General features: G+C 72.3%; 20 protein-coding genes. 10 read left to right on the top strand and 10 right to left on the bottom strand.

Going from position 1 to position 17,244, the window contains the following annotated elements; translation table 11 throughout:
* The first annotated feature begins 118 nt into the window (after window positions 1–118).
* From WHN02_RS23670 to WHN02_RS23660, 3 genes are all read left to right on the top strand, one after another.
* Window positions 119–346: a helix-turn-helix domain-containing protein gene (locus WHN02_RS23670; protein WP_350894940.1), complete on the top strand. Its 228-nt coding sequence runs from the start codon at window positions 119–121 to the stop codon at window positions 344–346.
* Between the two features lie 43 nt (window positions 347–389).
* Window positions 390–1,157: an enoyl-CoA hydratase/isomerase family protein gene (locus WHN02_RS23665; RefSeq protein ID WP_434740891.1), complete on the top strand. Its 768-nt coding sequence runs from the start codon at window positions 390–392 to the stop codon at window positions 1,155–1,157.
* Between the two features lie 205 nt (window positions 1,158–1,362).
* Window positions 1,363–3,339 (top strand): ABC transporter ATP-binding protein, encoded by a 1,977-nt coding sequence (locus tag WHN02_RS23660; protein ID WP_434744043.1) that lies wholly within the window; start codon window positions 1,363–1,365, stop codon window positions 3,337–3,339.
* On the opposite strand, the gene mug is transcribed toward WHN02_RS23660, so the two are convergent.
* The 5 genes from mug to WHN02_RS23635 form a co-directional block, all read right to left on the bottom strand.
* The gene (gene mug / locus WHN02_RS23655; RefSeq protein WP_434740890.1) at window positions 3,300–3,914 is read right to left on the bottom strand and encodes a G/U mismatch-specific DNA glycosylase; all 615 of its coding nucleotides are present in this window, start codon (window positions 3,912–3,914) and stop codon (window positions 3,300–3,302) included. The two genes, WHN02_RS23660 and mug, sit on opposite strands and share 40 nt — an antisense overlap.
* A 38-nt stretch (window positions 3,915–3,952) precedes the next feature.
* Complete coding sequence (locus WHN02_RS23650) at window positions 3,953–4,423, bottom strand: hypothetical protein (protein WP_434740889.1); 471 nt, start codon at window positions 4,421–4,423, stop codon at window positions 3,953–3,955.
* A complete protein-coding gene (locus WHN02_RS23645; RefSeq protein WP_434740888.1) occupies window positions 4,420–5,274 on the bottom strand; it encodes a DUF692 domain-containing protein in 855 nt (284 codons plus the stop codon). The genes WHN02_RS23650 and WHN02_RS23645 overlap by 4 nt, the downstream gene beginning before the upstream one ends.
* Window positions 5,262–6,170, bottom strand: a complete 909-nt coding sequence (locus tag WHN02_RS23640; RefSeq protein WP_434740887.1) for a TIGR04222 domain-containing membrane protein — start codon at window positions 6,168–6,170, stop codon at window positions 5,262–5,264. Before WHN02_RS23640 ends, WHN02_RS23645 begins: the two co-directional genes overlap by 13 nt.
* Before the next feature lie 109 nt (window positions 6,171–6,279).
* Window positions 6,280–6,852 (bottom strand): TetR/AcrR family transcriptional regulator, encoded by a 573-nt coding sequence (locus WHN02_RS23635; protein ID WP_434740886.1) that lies wholly within the window; start codon window positions 6,850–6,852, stop codon window positions 6,280–6,282.
* A 153-nt stretch (window positions 6,853–7,005) separates the two neighbouring features.
* Between WHN02_RS23635 and WHN02_RS23630 the strand changes: the two genes are divergently transcribed.
* Together WHN02_RS23630 and WHN02_RS23625 are read left to right on the top strand one after the other, a co-directional pair.
* Window positions 7,006–7,650, top strand: coding sequence for an HAD family hydrolase (locus WHN02_RS23630; RefSeq protein ID WP_350894933.1), 645 nt, complete (start codon window positions 7,006–7,008; stop codon window positions 7,648–7,650).
* Between the two features lie 184 nt (window positions 7,651–7,834).
* Window positions 7,835–8,773: a serine protein kinase RIO gene (locus tag WHN02_RS23625; protein ID WP_434740885.1), complete on the top strand. Its 939-nt coding sequence runs from the start codon at window positions 7,835–7,837 to the stop codon at window positions 8,771–8,773.
* Window positions 8,774–8,791: 18 nt separating this feature from the next.
* Here the strand turns inward: WHN02_RS23625 and WHN02_RS23620 are convergent, their stop codons facing one another.
* A complete protein-coding gene (locus WHN02_RS23620) occupies window positions 8,792–9,037 on the bottom strand; it encodes a DUF2630 family protein (protein WP_434740884.1) in 246 nt (81 codons plus the stop codon).
* A gap of 339 nt (window positions 9,038–9,376) precedes the next feature.
* On the opposite strand from WHN02_RS23620, the gene WHN02_RS23615 reads away from it, so the two are divergent.
* The 3 genes from WHN02_RS23615 to WHN02_RS23605 are packed head-to-tail and all read left to right on the top strand — an operon-like array spanning window position 9,377 to window position 10,772.
* Window positions 9,377–9,799, top strand: coding sequence for a roadblock/LC7 domain-containing protein (locus WHN02_RS23615; protein ID WP_434740883.1), 423 nt, complete (start codon window positions 9,377–9,379; stop codon window positions 9,797–9,799).
* Window positions 9,800–9,805: 6 nt separating this feature from the next.
* Window positions 9,806–10,195, top strand: a complete 390-nt coding sequence (locus WHN02_RS23610) for a DUF742 domain-containing protein (RefSeq protein WP_434740882.1) — start codon at window positions 9,806–9,808, stop codon at window positions 10,193–10,195.
* Window positions 10,176–10,772 (top strand): GTP-binding protein, encoded by a 597-nt coding sequence (locus WHN02_RS23605; RefSeq protein ID WP_434740881.1) that lies wholly within the window; start codon window positions 10,176–10,178, stop codon window positions 10,770–10,772. Before WHN02_RS23610 ends, WHN02_RS23605 begins: the two co-directional genes overlap by 20 nt.
* A 54-nt stretch (window positions 10,773–10,826) precedes the next feature.
* On the opposite strand, the gene WHN02_RS23600 is transcribed toward WHN02_RS23605, so the two are convergent.
* From WHN02_RS23600 to WHN02_RS23585, 4 genes are all read right to left on the bottom strand, one after another.
* Entirely contained in the window at window positions 10,827–13,682 is a 2,856-nt protein-coding gene (locus WHN02_RS23600) for an aconitate hydratase (protein WP_434740880.1), read from the bottom strand.
* 259 nt (window positions 13,683–13,941) lie between these two features.
* Entirely contained in the window at window positions 13,942–14,598 is a 657-nt protein-coding gene (locus WHN02_RS23595) for a C39 family peptidase (RefSeq protein WP_434740879.1), read from the bottom strand.
* A 412-nt stretch (window positions 14,599–15,010) separates the two neighbouring features.
* Window positions 15,011–15,661: a C39 family peptidase gene (locus tag WHN02_RS23590; RefSeq protein WP_434740878.1), complete on the bottom strand. Its 651-nt coding sequence runs from the start codon at window positions 15,659–15,661 to the stop codon at window positions 15,011–15,013.
* Between the two features lie 155 nt (window positions 15,662–15,816).
* Window positions 15,817–16,011, bottom strand: a complete 195-nt coding sequence (locus WHN02_RS23585; RefSeq protein ID WP_434740877.1) for a hypothetical protein — start codon at window positions 16,009–16,011, stop codon at window positions 15,817–15,819.
* 54 nt (window positions 16,012–16,065) lie between these two features.
* On the opposite strand from WHN02_RS23585, the gene WHN02_RS23580 reads away from it, so the two are divergent.
* Both WHN02_RS23580 and WHN02_RS23575 read left to right on the top strand, forming a co-directional pair.
* Entirely contained in the window at window positions 16,066–16,785 is a 720-nt protein-coding gene (locus tag WHN02_RS23580) for a hypothetical protein (RefSeq protein WP_434740876.1), read from the top strand.
* 69 nt (window positions 16,786–16,854) lie between these two features.
* A complete protein-coding gene (locus WHN02_RS23575) occupies window positions 16,855–17,244 on the top strand; it encodes a hypothetical protein (protein ID WP_434740875.1) in 390 nt (129 codons plus the stop codon).

Here is a 17,244-nt window from a genome sequence, read left to right as displayed (position 1 = left end):
CTGACAATGCAGAGCGTGTCGGTTGGCGAAGAGTTGATATCTGGCGCATGATCGTTGGAGGCGGTCTAATAGGTGGGACCGTATCCGAACCGCACAGTCTGGGACGTGAGGAATCAGCATGGCAGCCACTGGCACAGCCACCAGCACTGAGAAGGGTCGCCGGATCGTCGGGGCCGAGCGTCAGACGCTCGCCAAGGACCTGGTAAAGCGGTACACCGGCGGCGAGAGCATCCGGGCGCTCGCGGCCTCGACCGGCCGCTCGTACGGCTTCGTCCACCGGGTGCTCACCGAGTCCGGGGTGCAGTTGCGTCAGCGGGGCGGCGCCCGCCGTCGCAAGAAGGCGTGACCCGCCCGGCATCGTCAAGCAACGCCACCCGACGGGTAGCCCCGTGACAGAGGGCACCGACGGGGTACGCATCGACTACGCCGGGCCGGTCGCGACGGTCACGTTGTGTCGGCCCGACGTACTCAACGCCCAGACCCCGGCGATGTGGCGGGCGTTGCGTGAGTTCTCCCGGGACCTGCCCGGTGACGTCCGGGTCGTCGTCGTACGCGGCGAGGGGCGGGCCTTCTCGGCCGGGCTGGACCGCGCGGTCGTCGGCACCACCGGACCCGGTTCGTTCGCCGAGTTGGCCGGGCTGCCCGAGGCGGAGTGCGCCGACCGGATCGCCGAGTTCCAGGCGGCGTTCACCTGGCTGCACCGGCCCGACCTCATCTCGGTGGCCGCCGTGCAGGGGCACGCCGTCGGGGCCGGATTCCAGCTGGCCCTCGCCTGCGACCTGCGGATCCTCGCCGAGGACGCCCGCTTGTCCATGGCCGAGGTGACCCTCGGTCTGGTGCCTGACCTGGCCGGCACGAAACGCCTGGTGGACCTGGTCGGCTACGCCCGGGCGCTGGAGATCTGCGTCACCGGTCGGCGGATGGACGCCGCCGAGGCGGACCGGCTCGGCCTGGCCACCCTCGTCGTGCCCACCGCCGACCTGGACGACACCGTTCGTGACCTCACCGCCGGGCTGCTGGCCCACCCCCGCGACGCCGTCGTGGAGATCAAGGCCCTGCTGGCCGGGGCGTCCGGGCGTACACCGGCGCAGCAGCAGCGCGCCGAACGGGAGGCGCAGACCCGTCGGCTGCGCGACCTCACGGGCAGCGGCGAGTAGCCCGGCGTAGCCGGGTCGACCACCCGCCCGTGCCCGGGGTGCGGGTGGGGTCGTTCGTGGTGCCGGGCGAGGTGAACGACGATTCGCCCGTGCCCGGGGGGTGCGGGCCGCCGGGAACAGCGGGGTCGCCGCGGAAGTTGTCGTACTCGGCGGGAGAATCGACCCGACGGTCGGCGACAACCCGGAGGTGACAGTGTCCCATTCGATGTCCGGCGGCGGCATGGGCAGCATGCTCCGGTCGATGCGCAACTCCGACGAGGTCTCCGCCCACCGGCTCACCCGTGGCACCGGTCGACGGATCGTGGCCTTCGCCGGGCCGTACCGGCGCGACATCGGGGTCTTCCTCGTCACCGTCGTCCTGGCCGCCGTCATCGGCGTCGCCACCCCGGTGCTCGCCGGTGACGTCATCAACACGATCAACCAGGGGGGCGCCGACGCCGGGGCGCTGGTGGTCCGGATCGCCCTGTTCATCGCCGGGCTGGCAGTGCTCGACGCGCTGCTCTCGCTGGCCCAGCGGTGGTACTCGGCCCGGATCGGCGAGGGGATCATCCTCGACCTGCGCACCCGGGTCTACGACCACGTGCAGCGGATGCCGTTGCAGTTCTTCAACCGGACCCAGACCGGTGCGCTGGTCAGCCGACTCAACAACGACGTGATGGGTGCCCAGCGGGCGTTCACCTCGACCCTGTCCGGGGTGGTCAGCAACGTCATCCAGCTGGTGCTCACCGCCGCGGTGATGTTCACCCTCTCCTGGCAGATCACCGCCCTGTCGCTGGTGCTGCTGCCGATCTTCATCGTCCCGGCCCGGCGGGTCGGCCGCCGGTTGGCCGAGATCACCCGGGAGTCCTACGACCTCGACGCCAAGATGAACGCGACGATGACCGAACGGTTCGGCGTGGCCGGGGCGCTGTTGGTCAAGCTCTTCGGCGCGCCCGACGAGGAGGCCCGCCGGTTCGCCGGTCGGGCCGAGCGGGTCCGCGACATCGGCATCCAGTCGGCCATGTACTCGCGGACGTTCTTCGTGGCGATGATGCTCGTCGCCTCGCTGGCCCAGGCGCTCACCTACGGGCTGGGAGGCTGGCTCGCCGTCAACGACGCGGTGAGCGCCGGGACCGTCGTCACCCTCGCCCTGCTGCTCACCCGGCTGTACGGCCCGCTGACCGCGCTCTCCAACGTCCGGGTGGACGTGATGAGCGCCCTGGTCTCCTTCGACCGGGTCTTCGAGGTGCTCGACCTGCGTCCCGGCATCGAGGAGAAGCCGGACGCCGTCGCGGTGCCCCGGGCCGCCGGACGGGTCGAGTTCCGTGACGTCCGGTTCCGCTACCCGAGCGCCGCCGACGTCTCCCTCGCCTCGCTGGAGGAGGTCTCCGCCCTGGAGCGGACCGTCAACGAGCCGGTCCTGCGTGGGGTGTCGTTCACCGTGGAGCCGGGCCAGATGGTCGCCCTCGTCGGGCCCTCCGGTGCCGGCAAGTCGACGCTGTCGATGCTGATCTCCCGGATCTACGACGTCACCGACGGGCAGGTCCTGGTCGGCGGCGTGGACGTCCGGGACGCCACCCTCGCCTCGCTGCGCGACGAGATCGGTGTGGTGACCCAGGACTCCCACCTGTTCCACGAGACCATCGCGGCCAACCTGCGCTACGCCAAACCCGACGCGACGGACGACGACCTCTGGGCGGCGCTGGCCGGGGCGCAGGTCGCCGACCTGGTCCGGGCGCTCCCCGACGGTCTGGAGACCACGGTGGGCGAGCGGGGCTACCGCTTCTCCGGCGGGGAGAAGCAGCGCATCGCCATCGCCCGCCTCCTGCTCAAGGCCCCGTCGATCGTGATCCTCGACGAGGCCACCGCCCACCTCGACTCGGAGAGCGAGGCGGCGGTCCAGCGGGCCCTGTCGGTGGCGCTGACCGGGCGTACCGCGCTGGTGATCGCCCACCGGCTCTCCACGGTGCGCGACGCCGACCAGATCCTGGTGCTCGACGGGGGGCGGATCGTCGAGCGGGGCCGCCACGACGACCTGGTGGCCGTCGGAGGGCTCTACGCGGAGCTGTACCGGACCCAGTTCGCCGTCGCCGACTCGCCCAGCCCGTACGCCGACGCCACCGGTCCCGAACCGTTGGTCACCACTGTCCCGTCGGTGAGCGGCTACGTGTCGGAGGCGCTGCCCCCGACCGCCTCGAACTGACCTGTCGCCACCCGCAGCCGGGCGAACTCGGCGGCCAGCTCGGGGAGCTGGAAGTGCGCGTTGAGGCCGCTCGGGTTGGGCAGCACCCAGAGCCCGGCGTCGCCCAGCAGCTCCGGCTGCGGCCCGAAGCGGGCCCGGGGGCGGGCGAACCCCGTCCGGTAGGCGGTCACCCCCACCACCGCCACCCACCGGGGCCGGTGTCGGCGGACCTTCTCGGTGAGGATCCTCGCCCCGTCGACCAGCTCCTCGGCGTCCAACTCGTCGGCGCGGGCGGTGGCCCGGGCAGCCAGGTTGGTGATCCCCAGCCCGTACCCGAGCAGGGTCTCCTGTTCACTCGGAGGCAGCTGGCGCGGGGTGAACCCGCTGCGGTGCAGGGCCGGCCAGAACCGGTTCCCCGGCCGGGCGAAGTGCAGTCCGGTGGCCGCCGACCAGAGCCCGGGATTGATCCCGACGAACAACACCGTCAGGCCGGGGCCGATGACGTCCGGGATGGTCCGGTCGACCGCCGCCGTCAGGTCCTCCCGGCTCGGCCTGCGGGCCGGCACGTACCCCCGGTCGGAGTGTCGGCTCTCCATGGCGGGGATCCTGCCGCATCGGGACTGCCGGTGTCGCGTCAGGGGGCGGGGGGTCGGGGGGCCGCCCGGAGCAGGCGTACCCGTCCGGCGTACCCGACGGCGACGGCCCCGGCGGCCCGACCCAGCGCCGGGAACCGGCGGGGGCGGGGCGTCGTGTGCCCGTCGTACCGTCCGGTCGCCTCCCGGGTGGCCAGCTCGTCGGCGCCCAGGGCCGGCAACTGCGCCCGGTCGCGCAGGTGACGGGCGAAGTCCCAGCCGTCACGCAGCCCGCCCTCGGACGGCCGTCGGGCGGCCCAGTCGGTGAACCTCGGCACCCACAGGGGTCCGAGACCGGCGGCGAGCAGGGGCCAGTGGCGGGCCACCTCCCCGGCGCGCTTGCGCAGCAGGGCGGCGCGGGCCGCCTCCCACGGTGCCGACCGGAACCCGGGCGGGACGGGACCACCCGCGACCAGCGCCGCGACCAGCGCGGCCTGCCGGGCGGCGAGGTCGTCGGCCCCGGACCCGCTCACGTGATCACCGGGTGGCCGGCGGCCCTGGCCAGCGCGTCCAGTTCGGTACGGAGGTCGGCGGCGGGCGGGTACCGTCCGTCCCGTTCGAGGAGCACCGGGGGAGCGCTCCGGCGGGTGCAGAGCTCGCCGACCAGGTCGAGCACCGCCGACGGGAGCGGGTCGGTGTGCGTGTCGTGGTAGAACCCTCCGGCCTCGGCGCCCCCGGCGACGTGCACGTACGCGACCCGGTCCAGGGGAAGCCGATCCAGGAGCGCCACCGGGTCGGTGCCCCGGTTGCGGGCGTTGGCGTAGACGTTGGCGAGGTCGAGCAGGAGCAGCGCCCCGGTCTGGTCGAGGATCTCGGTCAGGAACGCCGCCTCGTCCAGCTCGTCGTCGGGCCAGTCGAAGAGGGCCGCGATCGGCTCCAGGGCGATCGGCACCGGCAGGTCGGCCTGGGTCCGTCGGACGTTGGCCACGGTGGCCGCCACCGCCGCCCGGGTGCGGGGCAGCGGCAGCAGGTGCCCGGCCTCCAGGCCACCGGCCCGGACGAAGGCGATGTGTTCGCTCACCAGGGGAGCGCCGGTCCGCTCGGCGGCCCGGACGAGTCGGGCCACCCGGTCCGCCTCGACCGGATCGGCGCCGCCGAGGGAGAGCCGGACGCCGTGCGGCACCACGACGACGCCGTGGTCGCTGAGGGTGTCCAGGCCAGGGGGGAGCGGACCGGTGGGCGGAATGCTCTCCGCGATCACCTCGACGAACCGGAGGCCCGGCAGCTCGGCGACGAATCCGGCGATCTCCGGCCGCCACCCGATGCCCACCCCGGTCAGGCCCGCGCCCGGGGACGGCCGGGCCGTGCCGGTCACCCGCCGCACCCGCCTCCGCCACCACCACAACCGCCGCCGCCTCCTCCTCCACTGCAACTGCTGCCGGCGTCACCGCCGCCGCCTCCCGAGGAGGCGGCCCCGGAGGCCGCCCCTTCGCGCTGGATCTCGGCCTGCTCGGCGAAGGTCGGGTCGAAGGCCCACAGCGCCGCGGTGCCGTACAGGGCGACCCCCATCGCCGCGCCGCCGGACCCGTAGGTGGCGTAGGCGGGTGCGGAGTCGGGCGACAGGTGACGGTGCTTCTGGCGCTGGACGCGCAGCATGGCTTTCGCGGCCCGGGTCTGCCGGGGAGCCCGGATGAGGACGATGGCGGCCACGACGGCGAACGGGATGCAGAGGAAGAGGTATCCGACCGGCCGGTCGTTGGCAAGCCCGGCGACGAGTCGGACCAGGCCGACCAGCGCCAGGGCCACAAGTACGTACGCGCCGAGCCGCAGACGGTGGCGTTGGGCCGGGGTGAGGATCAGGCCGCGTTCCTGGAGACCGGTCCGCAGGCGCTCCAGCGCGTCGATCACCGGCACCTCCCGGCCCAGGAGACGAGCGGAACTCCGCCGTTGCGCCGCGTCGAACACCGCCCGGTCCACCGGGGTGAGGCCGGCCGGTGGGTCGCCGACGGCGCGGAGCCGCCGGTCCGGGGTGACGTCGACGGTGCCACCGGCCCGGAGACCGGTCAGAGCGGTCCAGAGGACGAGTTTCTCGCCACCGTTGAGGTAGGCGAGCTGCTGGGCGTCGAGCGGCTGGTTGAACACGCCCCAACGTCCGTCGAGGAGAAAGTGCCTGTGGATCACCGAACAGACGATCGTGACGACGACCGCCGACAGGTAGATCCCGAGGAACACCGGGCCGGGGATTCCCCAGGTGTCACCGGGTGCGGCTAGGACGTTCATGCTCGGCTCCCGAGGCTCGTGCGCGGTGCGGTGGCACCAGTGTGGAGCAGCACCGCCACCGGCCGGATCCACCGGTGGGTGGAGATGCCGGTCCGCCTCGAGACGGTCCTCAGCGGCGGCGGACCGCCTCCTCGACGAGGTCGAGGACCCGGCTGAGGTCACCGGCGGGGCGCCCCATGGCCAGGTGCAACACGAGCCCGTCGTACGCCAGCTCCAGGAACTGGGCCAGCACGTCGATGGGTACGTCCTCGCGCAGCACCCCGGCGTCGCGTTGGCGGGCCAGCCGGTCCCTGGTCGCCTCGGCGATCGCCGCCGAGCGTTCGGCCCACCGGCGGGCGAAGGCCGGATCGGTCCGCAGCCGTCGGGACACCTCCAGCTGGCTGCCCAACCAGCCGGTGGTGTCCGGGGAGACCGCTCGGGCGAGCAGGTCCCGCATCACCTGGACCAGACCGTTGCGGGCGACCGTCTCCACCATGGCGGCCGCGTCGTCCTCGGCGACGGCCAGGAAGAGGGAGTCCTTGTCCCGGAAGTGGTGGAAGATGGCGCCCCGGGAGAGCCCGGTGGCCTCCTCCAGCCGTCTGACGGTGGCGCCCTCGTAGCCGTGTCGGGCGAAACAGGCCCGGGCGGCGGCCAGGATCTCCTGGCGCCGGGCGTCGAGCTGGTCCTGGCTTACTCTGGGCACGGGTCGATCGTGTCAGGTGCCGTAGGCCGGTGCAAACCGTACGTACGGCTTGGAGTCCGCCGGTGGCGACCGGCGCACGCGGTGGCGTCGACGGACCACTGTGGGCTACCCGGCACTGTTCGCCGGTCTGTACTGTCCCGTACGCTTCGGCGGGTGCCGTTGCTCCTGCTTGATCTGGAGAACACCCTCCTCGACCGGACCGGGTCCTTTCGTGCCTGGGCGCGGCGTTTCCTCGACGACGTCGGTGCCCCGGCCACCGACCTGGACTGGCTGCTCTCCATCGACGCGGACGGGCTCACCGACCGGTGGGACCTCGCCGACGCCATCCGAGACCGGTACGGCCTGCTCGTGCCCGCCATCGACCTGGTGGAGGAGCTGCGCGAAGGGCTGTTGACGCACACCCGCCTCGACCCGCTCGTCGCCTGTGCGCTGCGCATCGCCGACGACGTGGGGTGGGTTCCGGTGGTGGTCAGCAACGGCACGGTACGCCACCAGGAGGACCTGATCCGCCGTACCGGGCTGGACCGGTACGTCGCCGACTGGGTGATCTCCGAGGCGGCCGGGGTCAGCAAACCCAACCCGCGGATCTTCGCGCTGGCCGCCCAGCGGGTGCGGATGCCGTTGCGGGGTGCCTGGGTGATCGGTGACAGCCCGGAGTCCGACATCGGCGGGGCCACCGCCGTCGGCCTGCCCAGCGTCTGGCTGCACCGGGGCCGGACCTGGGCGGACTCCCGGTTCGCGCCGACCCACGTCGCCGGTGGTCTGATCGCCGCCGTCGCCGTGGTGATGGGCGGCTGAGCGGCCGGGTCCGGGGTGCGGTTAATCCGTTGCCCGATCGGCCGGTCCCGGTCAGGATGGGCGGCGCGCGTGCGGTACGCGTCCGGGTGTCGCCCGGTCGAGTGGTGAGGAGGTCGGTCATGGCCGTCTTTGCAGGGTTGCTCCACCCGCCCTCACCCGTCTCGACCAAGGGACCACCACCGACGTGCGCGAATCACACGACCTTCCGGCGCGGGAGCGCCGCACCCGCGGCCGAAGCCGCTTCGACGACGACGAACAGCCCTTCCTGAAGCGTGGCCGGGCCGCCGACCAGGGTCCGACCGAGCAGGACGACACCGCCGACCCGGAGGCCGGGGACCCCTGGTCCTCCTGGGACGCCGCGGTACACGGCCCCGAGCCGTACCCCGACTGGCTGGTCACCGACCTCGCGGCCCGGGACACCGAACTCGGCGTCCTCAAGTCCGGCAAGGAGGCCGACGTCCACCTGGTCCGCCGGGGTGTGCCGGACACCGACAGGTCCTGCCTGCTGGCCGTGAAGCGGTACCGGGACAGCCACCACCGGCTCTTCCACCGGGACGCCGGCTACCTGGAGGGGCGGCGGGTCCGCCGGTCCCGGGAGAACCGGGCGATGGCCGGCCGGACCAGCTTCGGTCGTCGGCTGATCGTCGGCCAGTGGGCCGCCGCGGAGTTCGCGGTACTGACCCGGCTCTGGGAGATCGGTTCGCAGACCGACGCGGTACGGGTGCCGTACCCGGTCCAGCTGCTCGGCACCGAGCTGATGCTGGAGTTCGTCGGCGACGCCGAATCGGGGCAGGCCGCACCCCGCCTCGCCCAGCTGCGCCCCGACCCGGACACGGCGCGCAACCTCTGGGCCCAGCTGGTGGACGCGTTGCTGGTCCTGGCCCGGGCCGGGTACGCGCACGGCGACCTGTCGCCGTACAACCTGCTGGTGCACGACGGGCGGCTGGTGCTGATCGACCTGCCGCAGGTGGTGGACGTGGTGGCGAATCCGCAGGGGCCGGAGTTCCTGGCCCGCGACGTCCGGGTCGTCGCTGCCTGGTTCACCGCGCGGGGGCTGACCCCCGACGAGGTGGATCCGGCCGGGTTGACCGAGGTGCTGCTGGGGGAGGCGGGTCTGCGCTGACCGCAGTGGTCCCGGTGACTACTGGAGGTACCGCTCGACCTCGGGAACGGCCCGGGCGCCCTGGGCGTCCGGGTCGCCGTGGGCCTGCCGGGCGGCCCGCCGTCGGCGCAGCAGGTCCCAGCACTGGTCCAGCGACTCCTCCAGGCCGCGGAGCCGGTCCCGGTCGTCCTCGGTGCCCGACTCCCTGGTCTGCGCCGTGGAGCGCAGCCGGTGCTCCTCCTCGACCAGTTCCGAGATCCGGTTCAGAATGCTCTTGTCGTCCATCTCCTGAGCGTGGCACAGCAGGGCCTGACGCGTCGGCTGGACGCCGATCCCACCGGTGCCGCCCGTCGGTGGCAGTGGTGCCGACGGGCCGTCCCGGTGCCGATCCCCGTCCGGCCGGTGACCAGGAGGTCGCCCGGCCGGGCGGGACCGGTCGTCTCCCCGTGCCGACGGCACGTCCATAATGGATGATCGGGTGGGTGGCGGATGGTGCCGACACCCGGGCCCACAGCCGCCGCCGGCCGTGCCGGGCCTTACCCGGTCCGGGCCGGGCCCCGGGTACGCCCCGGACCGGCCGACCCGCACGAACTGTGACACCAGCCCGGGAGAAGAGGACGACCAGTGGTACAGCAGACCGTTCAGAGCGCAGACCTCGCCTGGCTACTCGACGACCTGGTCGGTCGGGTGAAACAGGCCGAACACGCCGTCGCGCTCTCCGCCGACGGCCTGTTGATGGCCTCCTCGACCGGATTGGGACGCGACGACGGCGAACACCTGGCCGCCATGGCCGCCGGAATCCAGAGCCTGGCCCGAGGAGCCGGCAAACGCTTCGGTGGCGGGCGGGTCCAGCAGACCATCATCGAGATGCAGACGTCGTTCCTCTTCGTCACGGCGGCCGGGAACAACGCCTGTCTGGCCGTACTCGCCTCCGAGGACGCCGACGTCGGGCTCATCGCGTACGAGATGGCGATGCTGGTCACCCGGGTCGGCCGGTACGTCAACACCCCGTCCCGGCAGGCCGAGGCCCCGGCCGAGGGGCGGTAGCCGACGGTGACCGTCAACGGGGGAGCCGAACCGGACCAGTGGGTCGACGAGCAGGCGGGGGCGGTGGTCCGCCCGTACCTGCTCACCCGGGGTCGGGCCCGGCCGGTCGCCGGGACCTTCGACCTGATCTCGCTGGTGACGGCGAACCGGCCGACGGCCGAGACCAGCACGGCCGGGCTCGGCCCCGAGCACCAGACGATCATCGAACTCTGTCAGCGGGTGCAGTCGGTCGCCGAGATCGCCGCCCACCTCGACCTGCCGGTGGGGACCGTACGGGTCTTCCTCGGCGACCTCGTGGCCGGTGACCTCGTCCGGGTCCAGCAGCCACGCATCCCGGCCGACCCTTCCGACGACAGCATCTTTGAGGCGATCATCAATGGACTACGGGCACTCTGAGCGACCTGCGGACTCGACGCCGCTCCCCACGGCGATCAAGATCCTGGTCGCCGGCGGCTTCGGCGTGGGCAAGACGACGATGGTCGGCGCGGTGAGCGAGACCCGGCCGTTGCGCACCGAGGAGGTGCTCACCGCCAGCGGTGCCGCGGTGGACGACCTGTCCGGGGTGGAGGAGAAGTCGACCACCACCGTGGCGATGGACTTCGGCCGGATCACCATCAGCGACGACCTGGTGCTCTACCTGTTCGGCACCCCGGGGCAGGACCGGTTCTGGTTCGTCTGGGACGAGCTGACGTTGGGTGCGCTGGGGGCGGTGGTCCTCGCCGACACCCGACGGTTGGCCGACTGCTTCCCCTCGGTGGACTACTTCGAGCGGCGGGGGACGCCGTTCCTGGTCGCGGTGAACTGCTTCGAGGGCGCCCGCCGGTTCGAACTCGACGAGGTCAAGGCGGCCCTCAACCTCGACCCCGAGGTGCCGGTGCTGCTCTGCGACGCTCGGCAGCGGTCCTCCGGCAAGCAGGTGCTGATCGCGTTGCTGGAACACGCCAAGAAACTCCGGGCGCAGGCGTCGTCCTGAACGCGGGACGGGTCCCCCGGTGACCGAGGGACCCGACCCGTCGTGCGTTCTCGTTCAGTTGGCGATCATGCGGCGCAGGACGTACTGCAGGATGCCGCCGTGGCGGTAGTAGTCCGCCTCACCGGGGGTGTCGATCCGGACCACCGCGTCGAACTCCACGCCGCTGTCCGTGGTGACCTTGACCGTACGGGGGGTCCGCCCCTCGTTCAGCTCGGTCACCCCGGAGATGGCGAAGGTCTCGGTGCCGGTCAGGCCCAACGACTCGGCGGTCTCACCGGCCGGGAACTGCAGGGGCAGGACGCCCATGCCGATCAGGTTCGACCTGTGGATCCGCTCGTACGACTCGGCGACGACCGCCTTCACGCCGAGCAGCATGGTGCCCTTGGCCGCCCAGTCCCGCGACGACCCGGAGCCGTACTCCTTGCCGGCCAGCACCACCAGCGGGATGCCCGCCTCCTGGTACGCCGTCGAGGCGTCGTAGATCGAGGTCTGCTCGCCGGTCAGGTGGTTGACGGTGAACCCGCCCTCCACCCCGGGGACGAGCTGGTTGCGCAGGCGGATGTTGGCGAAGGTGCCCCGGATCATGACCTCGTGGTTGCCCCGGCGGGAGCCGTACGAGTTGAACTCGTGGCGCGGCACCCCGTGGTCGGCGAGGTACTTCCCGGCGGGGGAGTCCGCCTTGATCGCACCGGCCGGGGAGATGTGGTCGGTGGTGACCGAGTCACCGAGCTTGGCCAGCACCCGCGCCGAGTCGATGTCGGAGACCGGCGACGGCTGCAGCCCCATGCCCTCGAAGTACGGGGGCTTGCGGACGTAGGTCGACTCGCCGGCCCAGGCGAAGGTGTCCCCGGTCGGGGTGGGCAGCGACTGCCACCGCTGGTCACCGGCGAACACGTCGGCGTAGGCGGCACTGAACCCGGTCGCGCCGATCGCCGAGGCGACGACGTCCTGGATCTCGGCGGTGTTGGGCCAGATGTCGCGCAGGAAGACCGGGTTGCCCTCGGTGTCCTCGCCGAGCGGCTCGTTGGCCAGGTCGATGTCCATCGTCCCGGCGAGGGCGTACGCCACCACCAGGGGCGGGGACGCCAGGTAGTTCATCTTGACGTCCGGGTTGATCCGGCCCTCGAAGTTGCGGTTGCCGGAGAGCACCGAGACGACGGCGAGGTCGTTGGAGTTGACGGCGGCGGAGACCTCCTCCGGCAGCGGGCCGGAGTTGCCGATGCAGGTGGTGCAGCCGTACCCGACCAGGTTGAAGCCGAGCTTGTCCAGGTAGGGGGTGAGGCCGGAGCGGTCGTAGTAGTCCATGACGACCTTGGAACCCGGGGCCAGGGTGGTCTTCACCCACGGCTTGCGGGCCAGCCCCTTGTCGACGGCGTTGCGGGCCAGCAGGGCGGCACCGATCATCACCTGCGGGTTCGAGGTGTTGGTGCAGGAGGTGATGGCGGCGATCACCACGGCGCCGTGGTCCAGCTCGTACTCCACGCCGTCGGTCCCGGTGACCCGGATCGGGTTGCTCGCCCGGCCCCCGGACCCCGCCGCGGCCTTGGTCAGCTCCCGGGGGGCGTCGGCCGGGTCGTTGACCGCGTTGGCCGGGGCGTCGCTGGCCGGGAAGGACTCGGCGCTGGCCTCGTCGGCCGGACCGGCGGCACCGAACGGCTTGCTCTGCTGGGGCACGCCGGGCTTGCGACCCGGGTCGCCACCGGTCTCGTCGGCGGCCACGTAGTCGGTGAGCGCCGCCCGGAACAGCGTCTTGGCGCTGCCCAGCGGCACCCGGTCCTGCGGGCGCTTCGGTCCGGCGAGGGAGGGCTCGATGGTGCTCAGGTCCAGTTCGAGGCGCTCGGAGTACTCCGGCTCGGCGGCCGGGTCGTGCCAGAGGCCCTGCTCCTTGGCGTACGCCTCGACGAGCGCCACCTGCTGCGGGTCCCGGCCGGTCAGCTCCAGGTAGCGCACGGTCTCGGCGTCGATCGGGAAGATCGCCACGGTGGAGCCGTACTCCGGGGACATGTTGCCGATGGTGGCCCGGTTGGCCAGCGGTACGGCGCTCACACCGGGGCCGTAGAACTCGACGAACTTGCCCACCACGCCGTGCTTACGCAGCATCTCGGTGATGGTGAGGACCAGGTCGGTGGCGGTGGTGCCGGCGGGCATCTCACCGGAGAGCTTGAACCCGACGACCCGGGGGATCAGCATGCTGACCGGCTGGCCGAGCATCGCGGCCTCGGCCTCGATGCCGCCGACGCCCCAACCCAGCACACCGAGGCCGTTGACCATGGTGGTGTGGGAGTCGGTGCCGACCACGGTGTCCGGGTAGGCCTGGCCGTTGCGCTCCATGATCGTACGGGCCAGGTACTCGATGTTGACCTGGTGCACGATGCCGGTGCCGGGCGGGACGACCTTGAACTCGTTGAACGCGCTCTGGCCCCAGCGCAGGAACTGGTAGCGCTCCTTGTTGCGCTCGTACTCCAGCTCGACGTTGCGCTCGAAGGCGTCCTCGCGGCCGAACAGGTCGGCGATGACCGAGTGGTCGATGACCAGCTCGGCCGGGGCGAGGGGGTTGACCTTCGTGGCGTCGCCGCCGAGGTCGCGGACCGCCTCGCGCATGGTGGCCAGGTCGACCACGCACGGTACGCCGGTGAAGTCCTGCATCAGCACCCGCGCCGGGGTGAACTGGATCTCCACGCTCGGGTCGGCGGTCGGGTCCCAGCCGCCGAGCTGCCGGATGTGGTCGGCGGTGATGTTCGCGCCGTCCTCGGTCCGCAGCAGGTTCTCCAGGAGAATCTTCAAGCTGTACGGCAGCCGGTCGTGACCGTCCACCTTGCCGATCTTGAAAATTTCGTAGCTCGCGTCTCCGACGCGTAGCTGGGTCTTCGCACCGAAGGTGTCGAGGCTCGCCACGTCGTACTCCTTCACACCAGCGACCGTGAGTAGTCCTGAGCAGTCTGTCGCACCGGCCGGGGCGCCGCCGAGGTTAGGCGACACTTACCGCCCGGCACGCTCTCTACAAAACCGTACGTCCGTCTTGCTATTGGCGCAACCTCGGCCCCACCCTGCGGGACGGGTCGGGTCCCATGATCCACGCCCCCGGTCGCCGGTCGGCCCGGCGGTGACCTGCGGACACGACGAAGGGCCGACCCCGCCCGGGGTCGGCCCTCACGTGCGTGCCGGTGGCTCAGTGGATGTAACCGCGGGTGGCGATCCAGTCGGCCAGGTCCTCGACGTCCATCTTGTAGCTGGCCTGGGCCGGGTCGGCGGAGTCGGCGATGGTCACCGTCGCGCCCTCGTCGGAGTACCCGACCACGCTGATGTAGTGGCCACCCTCGAAGGAGTGGGCGGTGCCGTCGGTGTCGGTGGCGGTGCCGGCGATGTTCGCCACCACGGCCCGACCCTCGTCGACGGTCCGGACGATGTCGGCCCGCAGCCGGTCGGTCTGCTTGTCGTCGGCCTTGCCGCTGCTGATCTCGACGCTGCGGTAGGTGTCCTTGCCGGTGTGCTTGTTCATCACCGGGGTGATGTCGTCGACCGAGTCGGTGCCGGCCTCGGTGGTCCGCATCTCCTTGGCCATCTCGTCCACGGAGATGTCCTTGCCCAGCACGCTCAGGGCGTTACGGGCGGCGGCGGGACCGCAGTAGTAGAAGTTGGGCTGGGCCTCGTACCGGACGTCCAGCTCACGCTCCCCGCCGGGGCGACGCTCGGTCTGCACGGCGGCGGTGGCCCGCCCCTGCTCGGGGGCGGCGTAGGCGGCGGTCACGGGGCCCGCGATGGCACCGCCGGTGAAGGCGAGACCGGCAGCGGTCAGGGCAGCCTTACGAAGCAGAGTGGTACGCATGATGAATGGTTCCTCTCTGTCGGGGGTGCGCGGCACGCCTCGCGGGGGAGCGGGCGGTGCCGTCCTGCGGGGGATGTTCGGGGGAGGTGCCCGGCGGCTCGGCCTGCTCGGGCGTCCGGGGATGTGTAACGCCCCGGGGGGTGGTCGCATTCCGGCGGGGGGTGCCCGGCCCGGGCCACAGGGGCTGGGTCGGTGTCGCCGGGGGAGCGGGGCGGCCCGTGGACCGCTCGGGTATGCCGGTTACAACGCCCCGCCCCCCACAGCGATTCCGCGCCGGGGGTGACCCCGACCACCCGGTGAACCCCCCGTCGGGGGCGATACGGGACATCCGGTCGGGCCTGCGTTGGGGTGTCCGACCGGACCGACGGGATCCTCCGCCATGACCGGTTTCGGCCCGGCCGGGCGGTGCCTGTCAGTGGGCGTAGCCCCGACCGGCCGTCCAGCGGGCCAACTCCTCCACTGTCATCAGGTAGGAGGCGCGGGCCGGGTCGGCGGAGTCGGCGATCGTGAGGAGGCGGCCACCCTCGGCGTACCCGACCACGCAGACGTAGTGGCCGTACGCGAAGGTGTGCCGGGTGCCCGAGGTGTCGGTGCCGGTGCCGCCGGTGTTGGCCACCACGGCCCGCCCCGCCCCGAGGGTCCGGACGACGTCGGCCCGCAGGGTGTCGACCAGCGGCGGCGCCACCGGCCCGGCGGCGATCTCGGTGATCCGGTACGTCCCGGACCCGAACTCCCTGTTCAACACCGGTACGAGGTCGTGCAGGGACCCCGTGCCGGCCTCGGTGGTGCCCAGCTCCCGGGCCAGGGTCTCCTGGTCGACAAGGGTGCCCCGGACACTCAGGGCGTGCCGGGTGGCGGCGGGTCCGCAGTAGAAGAAGGTGGCCTGAGCCTCGTACCGGATGTCGACCCCACCGGCGGCCTGCGGCCGACGTCCGGTCTGGGTCGGGATGGTGGGGCTCGGGACGACGGGGCCGGGGTGTCCGGCGTCCCGGGGGGCGGCCACGGGGACGGCGACTGCGCCGTCGGTGGCGCCCGGTGGGTTCCTGCTGGGGTCGAGGTCCACGGCGACTCCTCCCGGTCGGGGGTGCGACACCCGCGCCGAGAGGGCGACGGGGGTCGGGCAGGGGAGTGCGGAGGCCGACGCGTCGATGCGGGCATCCGGCAGGTGCAACACCCCTGCCTCCCGTCGCCATTCCGCCGGGGGAGACCCCCGGCGGGTCAGGAGGTGGGGGTCTCGCCGGTGGGATCGGCGGAGGTGACCTCCGCGTGCCGGCTGCGCAGCCGGTCCCGGATCTCCTCAGGGGTGTACGCCCTGCGCCGCCGCTCCGCCCGGGCGATGACCACTCCGGAGGCGGCGACCCCCGCGAGACCGGCCAGCCCGAGCACCTTCCACCACCGCACCCGTTGCCGCATCGGCCTAGGGTAGACGCCGATGGGTGACCGAACCACCAGGGGAGCACGGGCGGCATGAGCATCAGCCTGGACGAGGCCGTGGAACTGACCCGGACCGGAGACGTGTGGGTGTTCCGGGGGCGCAGTGTGCCGGACCGTGCCATCCAACTGACCACCAACAGTCCGGTGAACCACGTCGGGATGGCGGTGGTGCTCGACGACATGCCGCCGCTGATGTGGCACGCCGAACTGGGCAGGTCGTTGCCGGACATGTGGACCGGCACCCACCACCGTGGCGTCCAGCTGCACGACCTGCGCGACGCCGTCTGCGTCTGGGCCAACCGGTACGGCCAGCGAGCCTGGTTGCGTCAACTCGAACCACCGGCGGACGAGGAGATGGAACAGGCCGTACTGCGGACCGTCGCCCGCCTGGACGGCACCCCCTTCCCCTCCACCGCGCAGCTGGCCTGGCGGTGGTTCCGGGGTCGGGTGCCGACCGTCCGGATGCCCTCGATCCGGGTGCCGGCGCTGGGACGCCGGGCCGACCCGCCGCAGCCCCCGCCCGCCGGGGACCCGGCCGAGGCGCCCGAGGAGATCCCGGTCGGCGACGCCACGTTGGAGACGGCGTACTGCGCCGAGGTGGTCGCCGTGACCTACGAGGCGATGGGGCTGCTCCCGGCCGGGCGTCGACCGAACTGGTACGACCCGGGGCGGTTCTGGAGCGGCGACGACCTCGGCCTCGGCGGCGGCGCCCAGCTGGGCAGGGAGATCGAGGTACGGGTCCCGCCGCGCTGAGCCGGTCGGCGGGTGTGATGCGGGGGAGCGGGACGTTTGACGCGGGGGCGGGACGGCAATTGCAGTGTCGTGACAGCCTCGACCGATCTCGACACGCTCACCGACTTCTTCGACAGGTACGGCGTCGCGCTGACCAACGGCGACGTGCCCGCCGTCGCCGCCTGCTACGCGCTGCCCGGGCTGGTGGTCGCCGACACCTACAGCTTCTCGTTCAGCACCCCGGCGGCGGTTGCGCTGTCCTTCGTCGGTGCCGCCCCCGACTACCAGGAGCACGAACTGATCGCGGCGAACGCGGTCATCGAGGACGTGCAGCAGGTCTCCGCCCTGTTGACCGAGGTGGCGATCGAGTGGGAGTTCCTGGACACCGCAGGTCGCCGGGTGCCCGGTGAGCGCTACCGCTACCTGCTGCGCCAGACCGACACCGGGCCGCTGATCTGCACAGTCATCCGGACCGGGTGA

Source organism: Micromonospora sp. SH-82, from assembly GCF_051132485.1.
GTDB lineage: Bacteria > Actinomycetota > Actinomycetes > Mycobacteriales > Micromonosporaceae > Micromonospora.
This window is presented reverse-complemented; position numbering and strand designations above follow the sequence as displayed.